This window comes from Streptomyces sp. NPDC060027, from assembly GCF_042737005.1.
Lineage (GTDB): Bacteria > Actinomycetota > Actinomycetes > Streptomycetales > Streptomycetaceae > Streptomyces.
Map to the genome: position 1 here is coordinate 1 of NZ_JBHWVI010000100.1, position 16,794 is coordinate 16,794.

The 16,794-nt window shown below is 71.3% G+C and carries 17 protein-coding genes and 1 pseudogene; 6 read left to right on the forward strand and 12 right to left on the reverse strand.

Going from position 1 to position 16,794, the window contains the following annotated elements; translation table 11 throughout:
• Window positions 1-12 precede the first annotated feature (12 nt).
• Complete coding sequence (locus ACFWBT_RS23685) at window positions 13-933, reverse strand: AEC family transporter (RefSeq protein WP_385703584.1); 921 nt, start codon at window positions 931-933, stop codon at window positions 13-15.
• A 122-nt stretch (window positions 934-1,055) separates the two neighbouring features.
• On the opposite strand from ACFWBT_RS23685, the pseudogene ACFWBT_RS23690 reads away from it, so the two are divergent.
• A pseudogene (locus tag ACFWBT_RS23690) lies at window positions 1,056-1,295 on the forward strand (hypothetical protein); the annotation flags it as partial.
• Window positions 1,296-1,334: 39 nt separating this feature from the next.
• Here ACFWBT_RS23690 and ACFWBT_RS23695 read toward each other — a convergent pair.
• Both ACFWBT_RS23695 and ACFWBT_RS23700 read right to left on the reverse strand, forming a co-directional pair.
• Window positions 1,335-2,423 carry a sigma-70 family RNA polymerase sigma factor gene (locus ACFWBT_RS23695; RefSeq protein ID WP_385703587.1) on the reverse strand — a complete coding sequence of 363 codons (1,089 nt, stop codon included), beginning with the start codon at window positions 2,421-2,423 and terminating at the stop codon, window positions 1,335-1,337.
• A 139-nt stretch (window positions 2,424-2,562) separates the two neighbouring features.
• Window positions 2,563-3,840, reverse strand: coding sequence for an MFS transporter (locus ACFWBT_RS23700; protein WP_385703589.1), 1,278 nt, complete (start codon window positions 3,838-3,840; stop codon window positions 2,563-2,565).
• A 62-nt stretch (window positions 3,841-3,902) separates the two neighbouring features.
• Between ACFWBT_RS23700 and ACFWBT_RS23705 the strand changes: the two genes are divergently transcribed.
• Window positions 3,903-4,865, forward strand: coding sequence for a LysR family transcriptional regulator (locus ACFWBT_RS23705; protein WP_385703592.1), 963 nt, complete (start codon window positions 3,903-3,905; stop codon window positions 4,863-4,865).
• A 217-nt stretch (window positions 4,866-5,082) separates the two neighbouring features.
• On the opposite strand, the gene ACFWBT_RS23710 is transcribed toward ACFWBT_RS23705, so the two are convergent.
• Complete coding sequence (locus ACFWBT_RS23710) at window positions 5,083-5,844, reverse strand: alpha/beta hydrolase (protein WP_385703593.1); 762 nt, start codon at window positions 5,842-5,844, stop codon at window positions 5,083-5,085.
• Between the two features lie 113 nt (window positions 5,845-5,957).
• Here ACFWBT_RS23710 and ACFWBT_RS23715 point away from each other — a divergent pair, with 113 nt between their 5' ends.
• Window positions 5,958-7,112, forward strand: a complete 1,155-nt coding sequence (locus ACFWBT_RS23715) for an adenosine deaminase (RefSeq protein WP_266762034.1) — start codon at window positions 5,958-5,960, stop codon at window positions 7,110-7,112.
• A gap of 142 nt (window positions 7,113-7,254) precedes the next feature.
• Window positions 7,255-7,608, forward strand: a complete 354-nt coding sequence (locus tag ACFWBT_RS23720; RefSeq protein ID WP_385703596.1) for an ATP-binding protein — start codon at window positions 7,255-7,257, stop codon at window positions 7,606-7,608.
• A 158-nt stretch (window positions 7,609-7,766) separates the two neighbouring features.
• Here ACFWBT_RS23720 and ACFWBT_RS23725 read toward each other — a convergent pair whose 3' ends face one another.
• The 5 genes from ACFWBT_RS23725 to afsQ1 form a co-directional block, all read right to left on the reverse strand.
• Complete coding sequence (locus ACFWBT_RS23725) at window positions 7,767-7,970, reverse strand: PspC domain-containing protein (protein ID WP_266762038.1); 204 nt, start codon at window positions 7,968-7,970, stop codon at window positions 7,767-7,769.
• 114 nt (window positions 7,971-8,084) lie between these two features.
• Entirely contained in the window at window positions 8,085-8,636 is a 552-nt protein-coding gene (locus ACFWBT_RS23730; protein ID WP_385703599.1) for a VanZ family protein, read from the reverse strand.
• Window positions 8,637-8,699: 63 nt separating this feature from the next.
• Complete coding sequence (locus ACFWBT_RS23735) at window positions 8,700-9,284, reverse strand: hypothetical protein (RefSeq protein ID WP_385703602.1); 585 nt, start codon at window positions 9,282-9,284, stop codon at window positions 8,700-8,702.
• Between the two features lie 125 nt (window positions 9,285-9,409).
• A complete protein-coding gene (locus ACFWBT_RS23740) occupies window positions 9,410-10,993 on the reverse strand; it encodes an ATP-binding protein (RefSeq protein WP_385703605.1) in 1,584 nt (527 codons plus the stop codon).
• Window positions 10,990-11,667 carry a two-component system response regulator AfsQ1 gene (gene afsQ1, locus ACFWBT_RS23745; RefSeq protein WP_037625670.1) on the reverse strand — a complete coding sequence of 226 codons (678 nt, stop codon included), beginning with the start codon at window positions 11,665-11,667 and terminating at the stop codon, window positions 10,990-10,992. The genes ACFWBT_RS23740 and afsQ1 overlap by 4 nt, the downstream gene beginning before the upstream one ends.
• A gap of 296 nt (window positions 11,668-11,963) precedes the next feature.
• Here afsQ1 and ACFWBT_RS23750 point away from each other — a divergent pair, with 296 nt between their 5' ends.
• The gene (locus ACFWBT_RS23750; RefSeq protein WP_385703608.1) at window positions 11,964-12,797 is read left to right on the forward strand and encodes a SigE family RNA polymerase sigma factor; all 834 of its coding nucleotides are present in this window, start codon (window positions 11,964-11,966) and stop codon (window positions 12,795-12,797) included.
• 227 nt (window positions 12,798-13,024) lie between these two features.
• On the opposite strand, the gene ACFWBT_RS23755 is transcribed toward ACFWBT_RS23750, so the two are convergent.
• On the reverse strand, window positions 13,025-13,663 hold the full coding sequence (locus ACFWBT_RS23755; RefSeq protein WP_385703611.1) for a uridine kinase: 639 nt from the start codon (window positions 13,661-13,663) through the stop codon (window positions 13,025-13,027).
• Between the two features lie 219 nt (window positions 13,664-13,882).
• Between ACFWBT_RS23755 and ACFWBT_RS23760 the strand changes: the two genes are divergently transcribed.
• The gene (locus ACFWBT_RS23760; protein ID WP_385703613.1) at window positions 13,883-14,290 is read left to right on the forward strand and encodes a hypothetical protein; all 408 of its coding nucleotides are present in this window, start codon (window positions 13,883-13,885) and stop codon (window positions 14,288-14,290) included.
• A gap of 136 nt (window positions 14,291-14,426) precedes the next feature.
• On the opposite strand, the gene ACFWBT_RS23765 is transcribed toward ACFWBT_RS23760, so the two are convergent.
• The gene (locus tag ACFWBT_RS23765) at window positions 14,427-15,332 is read right to left on the reverse strand and encodes an aldehyde dehydrogenase family protein (protein ID WP_385703616.1); all 906 of its coding nucleotides are present in this window, start codon (window positions 15,330-15,332) and stop codon (window positions 14,427-14,429) included.
• The gene (locus ACFWBT_RS23770) at window positions 15,333-16,790 is read right to left on the reverse strand and encodes an aldehyde dehydrogenase family protein (RefSeq protein WP_385703619.1); all 1,458 of its coding nucleotides are present in this window, start codon (window positions 16,788-16,790) and stop codon (window positions 15,333-15,335) included.
• Between the last annotated feature and the right edge of the window lie 4 nt (window positions 16,791-16,794).

The following is a 16,794-nucleotide window of genomic DNA, read 5'->3' on the forward strand; positions in this document are numbered from 1 at the left end:
CCCCGTCGCGTCTCACCCGAGCACGGCCGCGATCACCACGAGCACCGGCACGGCCAGGATCGTCGAGAGCAGGATCGACTCGCGGGCCAGGGTCTCGCCGACCCGGTAGCGCGAGGCGTACGTGAACAGGTTCTGCGCGGCGGGCAGGGCCGAGGTGACCACCACGTCGAGCAGCGGCGCGCCGCGCAGACCGAACACGCCGACGGCCGGCGCCCAGGCGGCCAGCGGCTGGCCCACCGACTTCAGCACGACGGACAGCAGCACCGGACCCCGGTCCGAGCCGCGGCCCGGCAGGCTGCTGCCGCACAGCGAGATCCCGAACGCCAGCAGCACCGCGGGCACCGACATGCCGCCGATCAGCTGGAGCGGATCCAGAATCGGGTCCGGCACGGTCAGACCGGTCGCCGACACCGCGACGCCGCTCAGCGAACCGACCGCGATGGGATTGCGCAGGGGTGTGATCAGCCGCCGCCACAGCGGACCCTTCTCGCCCGCCCCGGACAGGTCGAGGACGGTCAGGGCGATCGGCGTGACCATGATCTGCTGGAACAGCAGCACCGGTGCCACCAGCGAGGCATCGCCCAGCACGTACACGGCGATCGGGATACCGAGGTTGCCGGAGTTGACGTAACTGGAGCAGAGCGCGCCGATCGTCGTCCGGCCGAGGCCCCAGCGGCGTACGGCCCCCACCGCGACGAACACCCCGGCCGCAGCGGCCGTGCTCATCGCCGTGACCAGCAGCCGGCTGGAGAAGATGACCGACAGGTCGGCCTGCGCGAGCGTCGTGAACAGCAGCGCGGGCGACGCCACGTGGAAGGCGAGCTTCGTCAGCACCTCCCGCCCGTTGTCCCCGAGGTGGCCCCGCCGTCCGATGACGTACCCGACGCCGATGACGACGGCGATGACCGCGAAGCCCGTCAACACCCCTTGCACGGCACCTCCTCGGCGCGGAGGAGGCCGTCGGATATCGCGGGCGGAACTGGTTCATGGGGCATGCATCCAACCCAACGGGGAGGAGCGGGCGCAGGTCAATGTGATCCTCCGCGCCGCCCGCGATGAGTTCCGCGCCCGCGGCCGGTCTACTGACTGTGGATTCCGCGACACCCGCCGTACTCGTGCTGCCAGGACTCGTCACCCGGGACGAGGTGCCCCGGCTCTGTGACGACGTCCGCGCACTCCTCGGGGTGACCGGGGCCGGGGTCGTGGTCTGCGATGTCGGAGGCCTGGGGCCGCCGGGCCTCGCCGCCGTCGACGCCCTGGCGAGACTGGAGCTGGCGGCCCGCCGGGCCGGAGGCCGGATACGCCTGCGCGACCCGGACCCGGCCCTGCGCGCCCTACTCGACCTGGTCGGCCTCCGCTTCGAGACCTCCGACGGCTCCGGCTCCCGCGATTCCGTGGGCGCCGACGGCTCCGGGGCCTTCGGTTCCTTCGGGTCCGTCGAGGTGGAGCGGGAGCCCGAAGAGCGGGAACCAGCGGGCCGTGTCCAGGAAACAGTGGAACCCGGTGATACGGCCCTTTGAGATCTCCAGCGCCTGCACCGCCCAGGGCGTGTAGCCGCCCGCTTCCTCGTCCGGCTTGTACTGGGCGAAGCCCGGCAGGCCGTTGACCTCGACCGGGATCAGGCGCGATCCGGAGCAGGCGGCGCCCAGCGTCGTCATGAAACCGGTGATGTCGTCCGTGCCGCGCAGCCACAGGTCGAACGGCGGCATCGTCATGATCGCGTCCTCGTGCAGGAGGGCCGTCAGAGCCGTCATGTCGTACCCCTCGAACGCCGCCACATAGCGCTCCAGGAGCTTCTGCTGCTCCTCGTCGAGCGGGTCCGAGGTGGCGGCCTCCGCGCCCGCCCCCTCGCACTCGGCGAGGGTGGCGCGGGCCCGCTGGAGCGCGCTGTTGACCGACGCGACCGTGGTGCCGAGCAGCTCGGCGACCTCGCTCGCCCGCCACGCGAGCACCTCGCGCAGGATGAGCACCGCCCGCTGCTTGGGCGGCAGCTGCTGGAGGGCCGCCATGAAGGCGAGCCGCACCGACTCCTTGGCGACCGCCGCCTCCGCCGGGTCACCGGCCGCGGGCGGCAGCACACGCGCGTCGGGCATCGGCTCCAGCCAGGTGTTGTCCGGGCGGGGGGTGAGCGCCGCCTGGGCGAGCGGCGAGGGGGCCGTGAGATCCATCGGACGAGCCCTTCGGTTGCCCGCGTTGAGCATGTCCAGGCACACGTTCGTCGCGATCCGGTACAGCCAGGACCGCATCGAGGAGCGGCCCTCGAACTTGTCGTAGCTGCGCCAGGCGCGGACCATCGTGTCCTGCACCGCGTCCTCGGCCTCGAAGGACGAGCCGAGCATGCGGTAGCAGTACCCGGTCAGCTCGACCCGGTGCTTCTCCAGGCGGACATCCAGGTCTGCCGTCGTCGCCGTACCGTCGCTCATAGCCAACCCACCCCTGTGGCTGTTCCGTTCCGCGCGTCGTTGCGCCGGCACTTCGGAAGCTACCGCAGCCCACTGACAATGGCGTGCGGAGCGGGGAAAGGCGCAGCTCGCAGGGGGTGTGTCGGAGAGGGCTGCGGGCTCAGTGGGCCAGGGCGGGCGCGCGGCGGGAGGCGGCGCGGGCCGCGTGGGAGCCGAACAGGGTGATCGAGACGACGCCCAGAACCGCGAACAGCCCCATGGTCACCGTGCCCGCCCAGCCCCCCGCGTGGAAGGCGACCGCGCCGAGCGTGCTGCCGGCGCTGGAGCCGACGTAGTACGCGGACTGGTAGAGGGCCGACGCCTGCGCCCGCCCCTCGCGCGCGGTGTGGCTCACCGACGACGACGCCACCGCGTGGCCCGCGAAGAAGCCCGCCGTGATCAGGACCAGGCCTAGCAGGACCAGCGCCAGGGAGTCCCCGAGGGAGAGGAGCAGACCGGCGGTCGTGGTGCCGCCCGCCAGGTAGAGGGAGCCGCGGCGTCCGACCCGGCCGACCAGACGGCCCGCCGTCGACGCCGACACCGTACCGACCAGGTAGACCAGGAAGATCGAGCCGACGATGCCCTGGGGGAGGGAGAACGGCGCCTCGCCGAGGCGGTAGCCGATGACCGTGTAGACCCCGCCGAACACCGTCATGAACAGCGCGCCGATCGCGTACAGCCGGCACAGCAGCGGGTTCGCGAGATGGTCGCGCACCGTGCGGGCCAGCACCCGCGGCCGCAGCGAACCCCGCGCGAAGTGCCGCGGCGCCGGGAGCAGCAGCCGGAAGGCCACCGCGCAGCCCACGGCGATCAGCCCGATGGTGCCGACGGCCACCCGCCAGCCCCACTCCTGCGCGACCCAGCCGGTGATGACCCGCCCGCTCATCCCTCCGACACTGTTGCCCGCGACGAACAGACCGATCGCGGTGATCAGCGCCTTGGGGCGGACCTCCTCCGCCAGATACGCCGTCGCCGACGCCGGAAGCCCCGCCAGCGCCGCGCCCTGCACCGCCCGCAGCGCCACCAGCGCGCCGATCGACGGCGCGAAGGGGACCAGGAGACCGACGGTGACCGCCACCGCCAGGGACGCCGTCATCAACGTACGCCGCCCGAAGCGCTCCGACAGGGCGCTCATCGGGAGGACGAAGAGCGCCAGCCCGCCCGTCGCGGCCGACACCGTCCAGCTCGCCTCGCTCGCGCTCACCCCGAAGTCCGCGGAGACCAGCGGGAGCAGGGCCTGGGTGGAGTAGAGGAGCGCGAAGGTCGCGACGCCCGCGAGGAAGAGGGCGAAGCTCATCCGGCGGTAGCCGGGCCCACCGGGGGCCATACGGGAGTCGGTGACAGGGACGGAGGATGCGGCGCCCACGGTGGTGGACGCCTCGGTACTGGCGGAAGGCATGCCTCGAACCTAAGGACCCGTCTTTCATCCGTCCAATGCATGGAATCGCCATAATCGTTCCCATGGCGCATCAGCAGAGGTCAGAAGCTCACCTGTCACCGTTCAGTGACACAGAAGACAGCGCGCACCTGTCGAGGCTGCTCGCCCCGCGCCTCGCGTACTTCGCCGGCGTGGCCCGCACCGAGCACGTCACCCGGGCCGCGCAGCAGATGCAGGTCCCGCAGTCGACGCTGTCCAGGGCCATGGTCCGGCTCGAACAGGACCTGGGCGTCGACCTGTTCACACGCCGCGGCCGGACCGTGTCGCTGACCCCCGCGGGCCGCACCTTCCTCTCCTCCGTGGAGGGGGCCCTCGCCGAGATCGAGCGTGCCGCCGACGCGGTGCGCGCGGACGCCGACCCGGCCACCGGCAAGGTCGCCTTCGGCTTTCTGCACACCATGGGCTCGGAGACGGTGCCCGGCCTGATCCGCGCCTTCCGAGCCGACCATCCGCGGGTCCGCTTCAGCCTCGTGCAGAACTACGGGGAGGCGATGCTGGAGCGGCTGCGTTCGGGCGAGTTGGACCTGTGCCTCACCTCGCCGGTGCCGGACGCGCCCGATCTGGTGGGCCGCCGGCTCGACGAGCAGAAGCTCCGTCTGGTCGTGCCGGCCGATCACCCGCTCGCCGCCCGTAAGCGCATCCGTCTCGCCGAGGCGGCCGACGAGACCTTCGTGACCCTGGAACCGGGCTACGGGATGCGCCGGATCACCGACGACCTGTGCCAGGAAGCGGGGTTCAGGCCGCGCATCGCGTTCGAGGGGGAGGAGGCGGAGACGCTCCGGGGGCTCGTCGCCGCCGGGCTCGGGGTCGCCCTGCTGCCGCCACCGGCCGTCGCCCGCCCGGGAGTTGTCGAGCTCACGGTCACCGCCCCGCGTGCCGTGCGCGAGATCGGTGTCGCCTGGCTGGACGGCCACCCGGACACCCCGCCGGTGGCCGCCTTCAAGAAGTTCCTGCTGTCCCGGCGCGGCCACCTCCTGCCCGACTGACCACCACAGACAGGTCCCACGGCCCGTCCGACCCCACTGCCCGTCCGGCCAACTGCCCGGTCAACCCGCTGTCCCTACGACCCGCTTCCCGCCCGCCCCGCTGCCCAATGCCCCGCCCGCCCCACTGCCGCCCGCCGACCCCGCCCGCTCGCCGGGGGAGTCCGCCACCGGAGCCGCTCGCCGGGGAGAGCCCGCCGCTCGGCGGACCCCGCGCGCGCTACCGCCGCAGCGACTGTCCGAAGCCCGCTGCCAGCGGCATCCGCAGGCCCAGGGGCGGCGGCGCGGCGAACGCGTCCTCGACCGGGCGGGAGAACGTGTGCCCGAACAGCGTGCCCAGCACGAAGTCCTGCGCGAGGGCCAGGACTTCGTGCCGGTGCTGGTGCAGCGCGTGCCCGTCGGAGTGGACCTCGAAGCGGCAGATGTCGCGGTTGGCCTTCTTGGCGCGCGCCGCGAGCCGGAACGACAGCTCCGGGTCGGTGCGCTCGTCGTTGGTGCCGTGCACGATCAGCACCCGCCGGCCGGCCAGCTGTTTCACCGGTTCGGGTGGCGCGGCGACGTCCTCCTCGGGCAGCCAGGGTGCCAGCGCGAGCACGGAGTTGACGGCCGCGTGCCCGCCCGCGCGCAGCGCCGCCCGGCCGCCCATGTCGACGCCGGCCAGACACACGGGGACGTCGCCGTAGCGGCGGACGACCTCGTCCGCGGCCCAGGACGCGTCGGCCGCGAGATGCGCCTCGCCGCCGTTCCAGCCGCGGACCCGGTAGTGCACCACGTGGGCGACGAGGCCTTCGGCCTTTCCCGCGCGGGTCAGACGGCGCCCCAACGCGCGTACGGAGGCGGTCGCCAACATGGGGGAGGGTCTGCGGGCCGAGGTCTCCTCGCCGCCCGGCAGCAGCAGAACAACTCCGCTGACCGCCGACGGCTCAGGGCCGAGCGACCTCCCCAGCCGGGCCCTGCGAACCGGCGTCGCTTGCTGTGCCATGACAGAACAGTGTCAGAAGCAAGGGTGTACGCCACCCGTCCGCACGGTCACCGTTACGTATCGACGGATTCGTACAACAGGAGATCTACGCGCGTAGGGGCTAGAGTGCGAAAATGACGAGCCAGATCCGGAACACCCCGAGCTCGGAACAGATCCGCCGGGCGCCCAAGGTCCTGCTGCACGACCATCTCGACGGGGGACTGCGCCCCGGCACGATCGTCGAACTCGCCCGGGAAACGGGCTACTCCAACCTCCCCGAGACCGATCCCGGCAAGCTCGGGCTCTGGTTCCGCGAGGCCGCCGACTCCGGTTCGCTGGAGCGGTACCTGGAGACCTTCGCCCATACCTGCGCCGTCATGCAGACCCGCGAGGCGCTGGTGCGGGTCGCCGCCGAGTGCGCCGAGGACCTCGCCGAGGACGGGGTCGTCTACGCCGAGGTGCGGTACGCGCCCGAGCAGCACCTGGAGGGCGGGCTCAGCCTCGAAGAGGTCGTCGAGGCGGTCAACGAGGGCTTCCGGGAAGGGGAGCGGCTGGCCCGGGAGAACGGCCACCGCATCCGGGTCGGCGCCCTGCTGACCGCGATGCGGCACGCGGCCCGTGCCCTGGAGATCGCGGAACTCGCGAACCGCTACCGCGACCTGGGCGTCGTCGGCTTCGACATCGCGGGTGCCGAGGCCGGGTTCCCGCCCACCCGTCACCTCGACGCCTTCGAGTACCTCAAGCGCGAGAACAACCACTTCACGATCCACGCCGGCGAGGCGTTCGGCCTGCCCTCCATCTGGCAGGCCCTCCAGTGGTGCGGCGCCGACCGGCTCGGGCACGGCGTGCGCATCATCGACGACATCGAGGTGCGGGAGGACGGCTCGGTGCAGCTCGGGCGGCTCGCGTCGTACGTCCGGGACAAGCGCATCCCGCTGGAGCTGTGCCCCAGTTCCAATCTCCAGACCGGCGCCGCCGACTCGTACGCGGCGCACCCCATCGGGCTGCTGCGGCGCCTGCATTTCCGCGCGACCGTGAACACGGACAATCGGCTGATGTCGGGAACGAGCATGAGTCAGGAATTCGAGCACCTTGTCGAGGCGTTCGGTTATTCGCTCGACGACCTGCAGTGGTTCTCGGTCAATGCCATGAAGTCAGCATTCATTCCTTTCGATGAACGACTGGCCATGATCAATGACGTGATCAAGCCCGGATATGCAGAACTGAAGTCCGAATGGCTGTTCCAGCAGACTGCCTCCACCAGCGGTTCTGTAGGAGATCAGGCCTGATCGGAGCGGGTGGGAAGCGGCCGGGTCTTCACTTCTTCTCCATGACTCGGCCGCTTTTCGATGTTTGCGGAGAGCGGGTTTGCGTGTTTACGGTTTTAGACCGCTCACATCCCCGCATCACCCATCCAAGGACGCATTCATAATGAAGCAGTCTGCTGCCAAGACCCTCGGCGTCGCCGCTCTCGGCGCCGCTTTCGCCGCCGCCGGCGCGGGCGCCGCGAACGCCGCCCCGGCCGTGCCGGACGCCTCCGCGGCGCTGGGCACCGTCACCAGTACGCTGCCCGCCGAGAACGTCACCAAGGCCCTCCCCGGTGCCGGTGAGGCGCTCGCCCAGGGCCAGAGCGCGCTCGGCACGGGTGTCGCCGCCGCGCAGCCCGCCGCCGCGCGTCTGCTCGCCGGCGGGCCCGCCGCGCCCGTCGCCGGACTGCTCGGAGGGCTGCCGGTGAAGGGGCTGCCCACGCACGGCCTGCCGCTGAACGGCATTCCGCTGGGCTGAGGCTCTCCGTAGGACCGGAGAAGGCCTCCTGCCTGTCCGAGCGAGGGGCCTCCCGGCCGTACGGGCGCCGGCTGGACGACACGCGGTGGGGCGCACCCTCGTCGGGTACGCCCCACCGGCGTTCGCCGTCTGTCGTCCGTCCCCCGTGTCCGCCCGGGTCACCAGGCGGTGCGGGAGGCCTTGCCCTCGGAGGGGAAGAGGATCCACAGAGCTATGTAGAGCACGAACTGCGGGCCGGGGAGCAGGCAGGACAGGACGAAGATGACGCGCATCGTGGTCGCGGAGGTGCCGAAGCGCCGTGCCAGCGCAGCACAGACTCCGCCGATCATGCGGCCGTTCGTGGGGCGGGCAAGGGCGGTCATGGTGGCTCCTTCGCGAACCGTCGTCGAGTGCCGGCCGGACCGGCTTCGTCGTTCTCATCGGTGCCTTCACCGATGTCTTCAACGCTACGAGGACGAGGCGGACGAAGCGTCGCTCTACGGAGCGATCCCGACCCTGGGAATCGTCGGGGTCCGACCCTGAGCGGGGTCCTCCCGGAGCACGGCGGCGTGCTGCCTCGTCTCGGCCCTGCGACGGAGGCCGGCCCTGGCGGCGGGCACGATCGCAAGGTGCGCGAGGGCCACGCCGAAGGTGTTCAGGGTGATCGAGTCGATGTCCACGACCTGGCCCGGGACACCGGTCTGCAGCAGCTCTATGCCCAGCGAGAGCAGAGCGCCCGCGGTCATCGTCCGCAGGAGGGAGCCGAGGGGGGAGACGGTGAGCCTGCCACCCGCCATCGGCAGCAGGACGCCCAGCGGGGCGAGCAGGCCGAGGCCCGCGGCGAGGCGGCGGATCGCCGTCTCGGGGCCCAGCGCGAGGTCGGCTCTGATGCCCGCGAAGGGCCGCAGGTTGGCGGCGCTGACCCAGGGAACGTCCAGCGGTCGCAGCGTGATCCAGGCGACGAGCGCCAGGTATGCGACAAGGAGGACACCTCCTGCCACACGGACGCGGGTGACGGCGCTGCCGCCGTCTGAACCATGACGCTGCACGCCCCCCAAGACGCCGGGTCCGGCACGATCGGTTCCGTGGCGGGGTTTTTCGGCCCCGCCGTGTCACGAACTCCCGACCGCCGCCTCCCCCGGCGACTCGGTGCCGGGGGAGGCACGCACCTCGGGAGTGCACTCGTAGCTGCGCAGCGGGGCGGGGGCCGGACCGCCGAGGACGACGGTGCCGTCGTCGCGCGCGGCGGCCGAGTCGGAGAAGGTGCAGACGATCTGGGCGAGGGCCGCCGAGGTGAGGTCCTCCGGCGCGGTGCTCAGCCGGAGGGTGTCCTCGGGGTCCTGGCCGCGGGGCCCGCCGACGGTCATGCCGCCGCGTACGTCCGTCGTGTACCCGGCCTGCTGCTCGGGCGTCGACGGTGTCTCCGCGAGTTCGTCGAGCAGCGCCTGCGCCACCAGGACCCGCCGCGCCGCCTCCGCCGTACCGTCCGGGATGCGCACCGACCGGTCGACGGTCACCAACTGCGCCGAGCAGAGCAGGAACACCTGGACGGGCACTCCGTGCGAGGTCTGGGTGGAGATGTCGGGGCCGGAGAGGGCGCAGGGCACCCGGGAGGGCGCCGGACCGAAGTCGGTCGGCACCTGCGTGGAGCGGATCCCGCACCCCGCGAGCAGCACGGCGAGCAACGGGACGGCCATCCAGGGGCGCACCCCCGCCGACCGCGAACGCCGGGAAGCGCGGCGGGATCGCCGTGACTCGCCCGCCCGCGGCCGGACGGTCTCCGGGGTGCCGGTGGGCCGCCGGTCGGTGAAGCGTGCGGTTGTCATCCGGCGGTGCCTTCCGTGCCGTTCCCGTGCGCGGAACCGTTACGGCCCTGCGGGTCGTCGGCGAGCAGTTCCGACGCGTCCTGGGGCAGGCGCAGGGTGAAGACCGCCCCGCCCTCGGGCGCGTTCGCCGCGGTGATCTCGCCGCCGTGGATGTGCGCGTTCTCCAGGGCGATGGAGAGGCCGAGGCCGCTGCCCTCGGAACGTGGGCGGGACGCGCTGGCCTTGTAGAAACGGTCGAAGACGTGCGGCAGGACGTCCTCGGGGATGCCGGGGCCGTGGTCCTGCACCTCGATGACCAGTTCCTCGCCCGCCACCCGCACCGACACCCGGACCGGCGAACCGCCGTGCTTGAGCGCGTTGCCGATCAGGTTCGCGAGGATCACGTCGAGGCGGCGCGGGTCGAGCCGGGCCGTCATGCCGCGCTCGGCGTCCAGGTCGACGGCGTCCAGCCAGGCGCGCGCGTCGATGCACGCGGTGATCTGGTCGGCGATGTCCACGTCGTCGAGGATGAGCCGGGCGGTGCCCGCGTCGAAGCGGGTCACCTCCATCAGGTTCTCGACGAGATCGCCCAGGCGCCGGGTCTCGCTGACGACCAGCCGTACGGCCGGTTCGATCATCGGGTCGACGCTGCCGGTCTCCGCGTCCAGCTCCTCTTCGAGGATCTCGGTGACGGCGGTGATCGCGGTCAGCGGCGTACGGAGTTCGTGGGACATGTCGGCGACGAAGCGGCGGGACGCCTCGTCCCGTGCGCTCATGTCCGCGACCCGTTTCTCCAGGGCCTCCGCCGTCCGGTTGAACGTCCGTGACAGATCGGCGAGTTCGTCCGTGCCGGAGACCCGCAGCCGGGTGTCCAGCTTGCCCTCGCCGAGCCGGCGGGCCGCGATGCCCAGCCGGTGGACCGGCTTGAGGACCGTGGTCGCGGCGGCCTGGGCGAGCAGCGCCGAGCCGATCAGCGCGAGTCCGGTCGCGATCCCCAGCGACCAGGCCAGCGAGTTGAGGTCCTTGGCCTCCGGCTCAAGGGACTTGAGCATGTAACCGGTCGTCGTGCCGTCGATCACCCGCGCGCCGCCCACGAGGTACGGCTTGTCGTGGTCGGTGATCCGCTGCCAGTACAAGTGGTACGCGGACTTGTTGTTCGAGGAGAGCGGCTGCTGCTTGTTCACCGCCTTCTGGAGGGACTCGGGCACGTCCTCCAGCGTGAAGGTGTCCAGCTCGGAGTTGCCGGCGATCGTCTTGCCGTTCACGTCCTCGGCGACCAGCAGCACACTGAAGCGCTGGCTGCTGTCCGCCATCTGCCGTGCCGTGCGCCGGAGTTCGTCCTGCGCCGGGTGAACCGGCAGCATGCTCGCGTGGTTGCGCATCTCCTGCTGGAAGTCACGCAGCACCGCGTCCTGCGTACGCGTCAGCACGGCCTCACGGTTGAGCCAGTACGCGATGCCGGACGCCGAGACGGCGGCGGTCAGGGCGACGAGCCCGAACACCACGACCAGGCGCAGCCGCAGGCTGGTGAAGCGCAGACCGGACAGCAGTGCCTTGCGCGCCGCGGCCCAGCCGCGGAGCTTGTCCTGCGGTTTGGTCACTGAGGATTGTCCAGCCGATAGCCGACGCCGCGCACGGTACGGATCAGGGTGGGAGAGGACGGCACGTCCTCCACCTTGGCGCGCAGCCGCTGCACACAGGCGTCGACCAGACGCGAGTCGCCCAGGTAGTCGTGCTCCCACACCAGACGCAGCAACTGCTGGCGGGACAGGGCCTGTCCGGGCCGGCGGCTCAGCTCCAGGAGCAACCGCAGCTCGGTGGGTGTCAGTTGGAGATCCTCGCCGTTCTTGGTGACCGTCATGGCGGCACGGTCGATGACCAGCGAACCGAACGACGCGGAGTCGTTCGCCTCCCGCTCGCCGCGGCGCAGCACGGCACGGATCCGGGCGTCGAGCACCCGGCCCTGCACCGGCTTGACGACATAGTCGTCGGCGCCGGACTCCAGTCCGACCACGACGTCGATGTCGTCGCTGCGCGCGGTCAGCAGAATGATCGGCAGCTGGTCGGTGCGCCGGATGCGCCGGCACACCTCGAATCCGTCGATGCCGGGCAGCATCACATCCAGCACGATCAGGTCCGGCCGCTGCTCGCGCAGCAGCTTCAGACCGTCCTCGCCGGTGGCAGCGGTGGCCACGCGGTGTCCCTGGCGCGTCAAAGAGAGCTCCAGGGCCGTGCGGATGGCGTCGTCGTCCTCGATCAGCAACAGGGAAGGCACGCTCGTCATTCTGGCCCATGTCATGGCCGTGTATCGACCGTTGGAGCGCTCCCACTCGTCTCCCGCGCGCAACGATGGCCCTCACGGGCGCCCGGGAGGGCCCGAGTGGTCATCTGCGTAGTCGTACCGCTCTTCTCTGTGATCGCGCTGTGGCGCGCCTGGCGATGGGCCCTGTGACAGGTCTGTGACAGTCGGCGGACACGGCCATGAAGTGGCCCGGGCAAGCTTTTCGACACAAGGCAGGGCGCACGACGGAACGAACCGAACAACCGGGACTCCACGACGGGGGGCGCGAGATGAACACGCTGCACAGCACCAGCACTAGCGCAGTAGTCACGCGGCTCCACGACGTCACCCGGGCGACGGAGAAGTCCTGCGCCGATGGGGGCACCTCCCTGCTCGAGCGAAGCCGAGAGCTTGGGGGAGGCCGCGGGTGCGCTCGCGGCGCCGGGCGTCAGCACACCGTGTACATGACGGTGGTTGACGCTTTCACGGGGGAAGGCGCCACGGCGCCGGCCGCCGTGGGTACGACCGGGGGGAAGGCTCACGGGGGAGCCGCGTACGGGGAGGTCACGGGGGAGCGTCACTCCGAGGCGGGGGCAGGGGATGCCGAAGCGGCGTTCACCGCCTACGTCCAGGAGCGCCGCGCCTCCCTGTACGCAACCGCCTATCACCTGACCGGCGACCGCTTCGAGGCCGAGGACCTGCTGCAGAGCGCGCTGTTCTCGACGTACCGGGCGTGGGACCGGATCAGTGACAAGGCCGCGGTCGGCGGTTACCTCCGCCGCACCATGACCAATCTGCACATCAGCGCGTGGCGCCGCCGCAAGCTGAACGAGTACCCGACCGAGGAACTGCCGGAGACGCCCGGTGACACGGACGCGATGCGCGGCACCGAGCTGCGCGCGGTCCTGTGGCAGGCGCTGGCCCGGCTGCCCGAGCTCCAGCGGACGATGCTGGTCCTCCGTTACTACGAGGGCCGCACCGACCCGGAGATCGCGGAGATCCTCGGCATCAGTGTCGGCACGGTGAAGTCCAGCATCTGGCGGTCGCTCCGCCGGATGCGCGAGGACGAGGTCCTCAGCTTCGGCCGTGACGAGGAGGAGTCCTTCGGGGAGCTTGTCGCCTGAAGGTCTGGGGGGAGCGGTAACAGGTAACACGGGGGAGTCGGTTCCGGGGGGAGCCGACGACGGGGGACTGTCGGTTCCGGGGGGAGCCGACGGGAACGGGGTCACGGGGAAACGGGGTCACGGGGAACGCACCGTGCCACGGGGGACCACGGGGGAAAACGGAAGAAGGTCCAGGCGGACGGGGGTTCGCCTGGACCTCTTTTCGTTGCCCGCTCCCGGGTTCGCGGCTACGCGGCCGCCGTGCGGGGGGACGCGTGGCGTCCGGCCGCCGCGGCCGTCAGCCGGCCGAGCGCCTCGGCCCTGTCGCAGGGGTGAGCGCCGAGCGCCGCCTGGCGGGCCACGATGGAGCGCTCGGCGCGCATCAGACGCCAGCCGCGACGCAGCAGGAAGAGGACCGACTTGCGGCCTTCCTTCAGATCCCGCACGAAGCGCCGCCGGAATGTGGTGACCGCGCCCCGTGACAGACACAGCGCGTCGGCGAGCAGGCCGAGTTCGCGGCAGCGCTCGACGATCTCGGCGGCGAAGATCCCCTCCGCGATGAACAGCGGTGTCCGCTCGATGCGCAGGGCCTCGGTTCCCGTGCGGGCGCTCAACGAGATGTCGTAGACCGGGATGGTCGTACGTCCCGTACGGCACAGTTCCTCGATCGCGGCGACGGCGGTGTCCGCGTCCCAGGACGACGGGTGGTCCCAGTCGATGTCCTCGCTGCCCTCGACCTGGGGCAGCGTCGGGTCCGTGCCCTCCTTGTAGAAGTCGTCGAGGCGGAGAACGGGGAGCCCTGAGTCGGCGGCGAGAAGGGACTTACCGGAGCCGGAGGGGCCGCAGAGCAGCACCACGCGGGTGGGTATCGGGGGATGGGAACCCAATGGTCTGTACCTTCTCTGACGGGTCCGGCGGCGCCGCGCGTCGGCGCGGCTCCCGTCCATTATCCCCGTCGTCGGAGCGTCGGCCGACTGGCGCTGATATGCCTGTTGACCCGCAGGGGCGAATCCGCCGCCAGGACCGCCCGAACGCGATCCCCGTCAACTACTCTGCGTGTCACTTCCGTTGCTCTCCGCTCTCCGCTAGTCAAAGAGGAAAACCTGATGGCGCGACACGCAGCCCAGCAGAACACCCTGGCCCGTACGACCGCGCGGATCGCCGCGGCGGTCGGCGTGGTCGCTGCCGGTGCGGCCGCGGCCTCCCCGGCCTTCGCGGACACGGCTCCCGTCGCGGACGCCGGGCGCACCCGGCCCGCCTCGCTCGGCAACATCGATCCGCAGGCGGGTCTGGGGGCCTTGACCGGCACCGTGGGGTATGTCACGGGCCCCGTCGAGGGGCTCAAGCCCAATCCGCTGGCCGGCACCGGCGTGGACCCGCTCGACAACGGCGTGGGCACCCAGCTCGCCGACTTCAAGCCGCTGTCCTCACAGGCCCTGACGGGCCCGTTGGCGCAGGCCCCGTCGGTGGGCAGCATTCCGGTACTCGGGCAGGTGACCGGACTCCTGCACTGAGCCGGGGACATGAGAGAGCCGCGCTCCCCCCGGACGGAGGGGAAGCGCGGCTCTCGTGTGCGCGGGGCCCCGGGGACACGGATCGGGACCCCGACATCTCAGCGCGTCATCACGCGGCGGGGCGGGCGGGCACGGCTCAGTAGGACGAGCCCGAGGCGCCCAGGGAGCCGGTCGGGTGCCAGACCGTCTTCGTCTCCAGGAACGCCGTGAGGCGCTCGATGCCGGGAGTGCGCGCGTAATCCACAGGCTGTGGACGAAGAACGCGCTTCAGGTTGTCCGCGGCCGCGATCTCCAGCTCCGTGGCCAGTGCCTCGTCCGCGCCCGTGAGGTCGATCGCGTTGACGTCCTGGTGCGCGGCGAGGGGAGCGGCGATCTCCGCGGTCCTGCCGGAGAGGACGTTGACGACCCCGCCCGGAAGGTCGGAGGTGGCCAGCACCTCGCCCAGCGACAGGGCCGGGAGCGGGGACTTCTCGCTGGCGATCACGATGACCGTGTTGCCGGTGGCGATCACCGGGGCGATCACCGAGACCAGGCCGAGGAACGACGACTCCTGCGGGGCGAGCACGGTGACGACACCGGTCGGCTCCGGGGAGGACAGGTTGAAGTACGGGCCCGCCACCGGGTTGCCGCCGCCCACGACCTGGGCGATCTTGTCGGTCCACCCCGCGTACCAGACCCAGCGGTCGATCGCCGCGTCGACGACGGCGGCCGCCTTCGACTTCGACAGGCCCTCCGCGTCGGCCACTTCGCGGACGAACTGCTCCTTGCGGCCCTCCAGCATCTCGGCGACGCGGTAGAGGACCTGGCCGCGGTTGTACGCCGTGGCGCCGGACCAGCCGCCGAACGCCTTGCGCGCGGCGACGACCGCGTCACGGGCGTCCTTGCGGCTCGACTGCGGAGCGTTCGCCAGCCACTTGCCCTTGGAGTCGGTCACCTCGTACACCCGGCCGCTCTCGGAACGCGGGAACTTGCCGCCCACGTACAGCTTGTAGGTCTTGAAGACGCTCAGACGCTGCTGCTCGGACTTCTCGGCTGCACTCATTTATCGCTGGCCCTCCGGGCTCGACGGGGCGAGGTACGCCTCCAGGCCGTGACGACCGCCCTCGCGGCCGAAGCCCGACTCCTTGTACCCGCCGAACGGCGAGGTCGGGTCGAACTTGTTGAACGTGTTGGACCAGATGACACCCGCGCGGAGCTTGCTCGCGACGGCGAGGATGCGGGAGCCCTTCTCGGTCCAGATGCCCGCGGAGAGGCCGTACGGCGAGTTGTTGGCCTTGGCGACCGCCTCGTCCGGGGTGCGGAACGTGAGGACGGACAGCACCGGGCCGAAGATCTCGTCGCGGGCGATGGTGTGCGCCTGGGTGACGTTCGTGAAGAGCGTCGGGGCGAACCAGTAGCCGGAGGAGGGCAGTTCGCACGCCGGGGACCAGCGCTCGGCACCCTCGGCCTCGCCCTGCTCGACGAGCGTGGTGATGCGGGAGAGCTGCTCGGCGGAGTTGATCGCGCCGATGTCCGTGTTCTTGTCGAGCGGGTCGCCGAGGCGCAGGGTCGACAGACGGCGCTTGAGCGAGTCGAGCAGCTCGTCGTGGATCGACTCCTGGACCAGCAGCCGGGAGCCCGCGCAGCAGACCTGGCCCTGGTTGAAGAAGATGCCGCTGACGATGCCCTCGACGGCCTGGTCGATCGGGGCGTCGTCGAAGACGATGTTCGCGCCCTTGCCGCCCAGTTCCAGCGTGACCTTCTTGTGCGAGCCCGCGACCTGGCGGGCGATCGCCTTGCCGACGGCGGTGGAACCGGTGAAGGCCACCTTGTCCACGTCCGGGTGCTCGACGAGGGCCGCGCCCGCGTCGCCGTACCCGGGAAGGATGTTGACGACGCCCTTGGGCAGGCCCGCCTGGCGGCAGATGTCCGCGAAGAACAGCGCCGTCAGGGGGGTGGTCTCGGCGGGCTTCAGGACGACCGTGTTGCCGGTCGCGAGGGCCGGGGCGATCTTCCACGCCAGCATCAGCAGCGGGAAGTTCCACGGGATGACCTGGCCGGCGACACCCAGCGGGCGCGGGTTCGCGCCGAAGCCCGCGTGGTCGAGCTTGTCGGCCCAGCCCGCGTAGTAGAAGAAGTGCGCGGCGACCAGGGGGAGATCGGCGTCCCGGGTCTCCTTGATCGGCTTGCCGTTGTCCAGCGTCTCCAGGACCGCCAGCTCGCGGCTGCGCTCCTGGATGATCCGCGCGATGCGGAACAGGTACTTGGCGCGCTCGGAGCCCGGCAGGACCGACCACTTCTCGAAGGCCTTGCGGGCGGCCCTCACCGCGCGGTCGACGTCCGCCTCGCCCGCCTGGGCGATCTCGGAGAGGACCTCCTCGGTGGCGGGGGAGACGGTCTTGAAGACCTTGCCTTCGGCGGCCTCGGTGAACTCACCGTCGATGAACAGGCCGTAGGAGGGCGCGATGTCGACGACGGAGCGGGACTCGGGCGCCGGTGCGTATTCGAATGCGGAAGCCATGATG

What these genes read in the sequence shown, in the direction of transcription:
- ACFWBT_RS23695 (WP_385703587.1), bottom strand. Translation starts at nt 2,423, where the DNA reads ATGAGCGACGGTACGGCGACGACGGCAGACCTGGATGTCCGCCTGGAG.
- ACFWBT_RS23700 (WP_385703589.1), bottom strand. Translation starts at nt 3,840, where the DNA reads ATGCCTTCCGCCAGTACCGAGGCGTCCACCACCGTGGGCGCCGCATCC.
- ACFWBT_RS23705 (WP_385703592.1), top strand. Translation starts at nt 3,903, where the DNA reads ATGGCGCATCAGCAGAGGTCAGAAGCTCACCTGTCACCGTTCAGTGAC.
- ACFWBT_RS23710 (WP_385703593.1), bottom strand. Translation starts at nt 5,844, where the DNA reads ATGGCACAGCAAGCGACGCCGGTTCGCAGGGCCCGGCTGGGGAGGTCG.
- ACFWBT_RS23715 (WP_266762034.1), top strand. Translation starts at nt 5,958, where the DNA reads ATGACGAGCCAGATCCGGAACACCCCGAGCTCGGAACAGATCCGCCGG.
- ACFWBT_RS23720 (WP_385703596.1), top strand. Translation starts at nt 7,255, where the DNA reads ATGAAGCAGTCTGCTGCCAAGACCCTCGGCGTCGCCGCTCTCGGCGCC.
- ACFWBT_RS23725 (WP_266762038.1), bottom strand. Translation starts at nt 7,970, where the DNA reads ATGACCGCCCTTGCCCGCCCCACGAACGGCCGCATGATCGGCGGAGTC.
- ACFWBT_RS23735 (WP_385703602.1), bottom strand. Translation starts at nt 9,284, where the DNA reads ATGGCCGTCCCGTTGCTCGCCGTGCTGCTCGCGGGGTGCGGGATCCGC.
- ACFWBT_RS23750 (WP_385703608.1), top strand. Translation starts at nt 11,964, where the DNA reads ATGAACACGCTGCACAGCACCAGCACTAGCGCAGTAGTCACGCGGCTC.
- ACFWBT_RS23760 (WP_385703613.1), top strand. Translation starts at nt 13,883, where the DNA reads ATGGCGCGACACGCAGCCCAGCAGAACACCCTGGCCCGTACGACCGCG.
- ACFWBT_RS23765 (WP_385703616.1), bottom strand. Translation starts at nt 15,332, where the DNA reads ATGAGTGCAGCCGAGAAGTCCGAGCAGCAGCGTCTGAGCGTCTTCAAG.
- ACFWBT_RS23770 (WP_385703619.1), bottom strand. Translation starts at nt 16,790, where the DNA reads ATGGCTTCCGCATTCGAATACGCACCGGCGCCCGAGTCCCGCTCCGTC.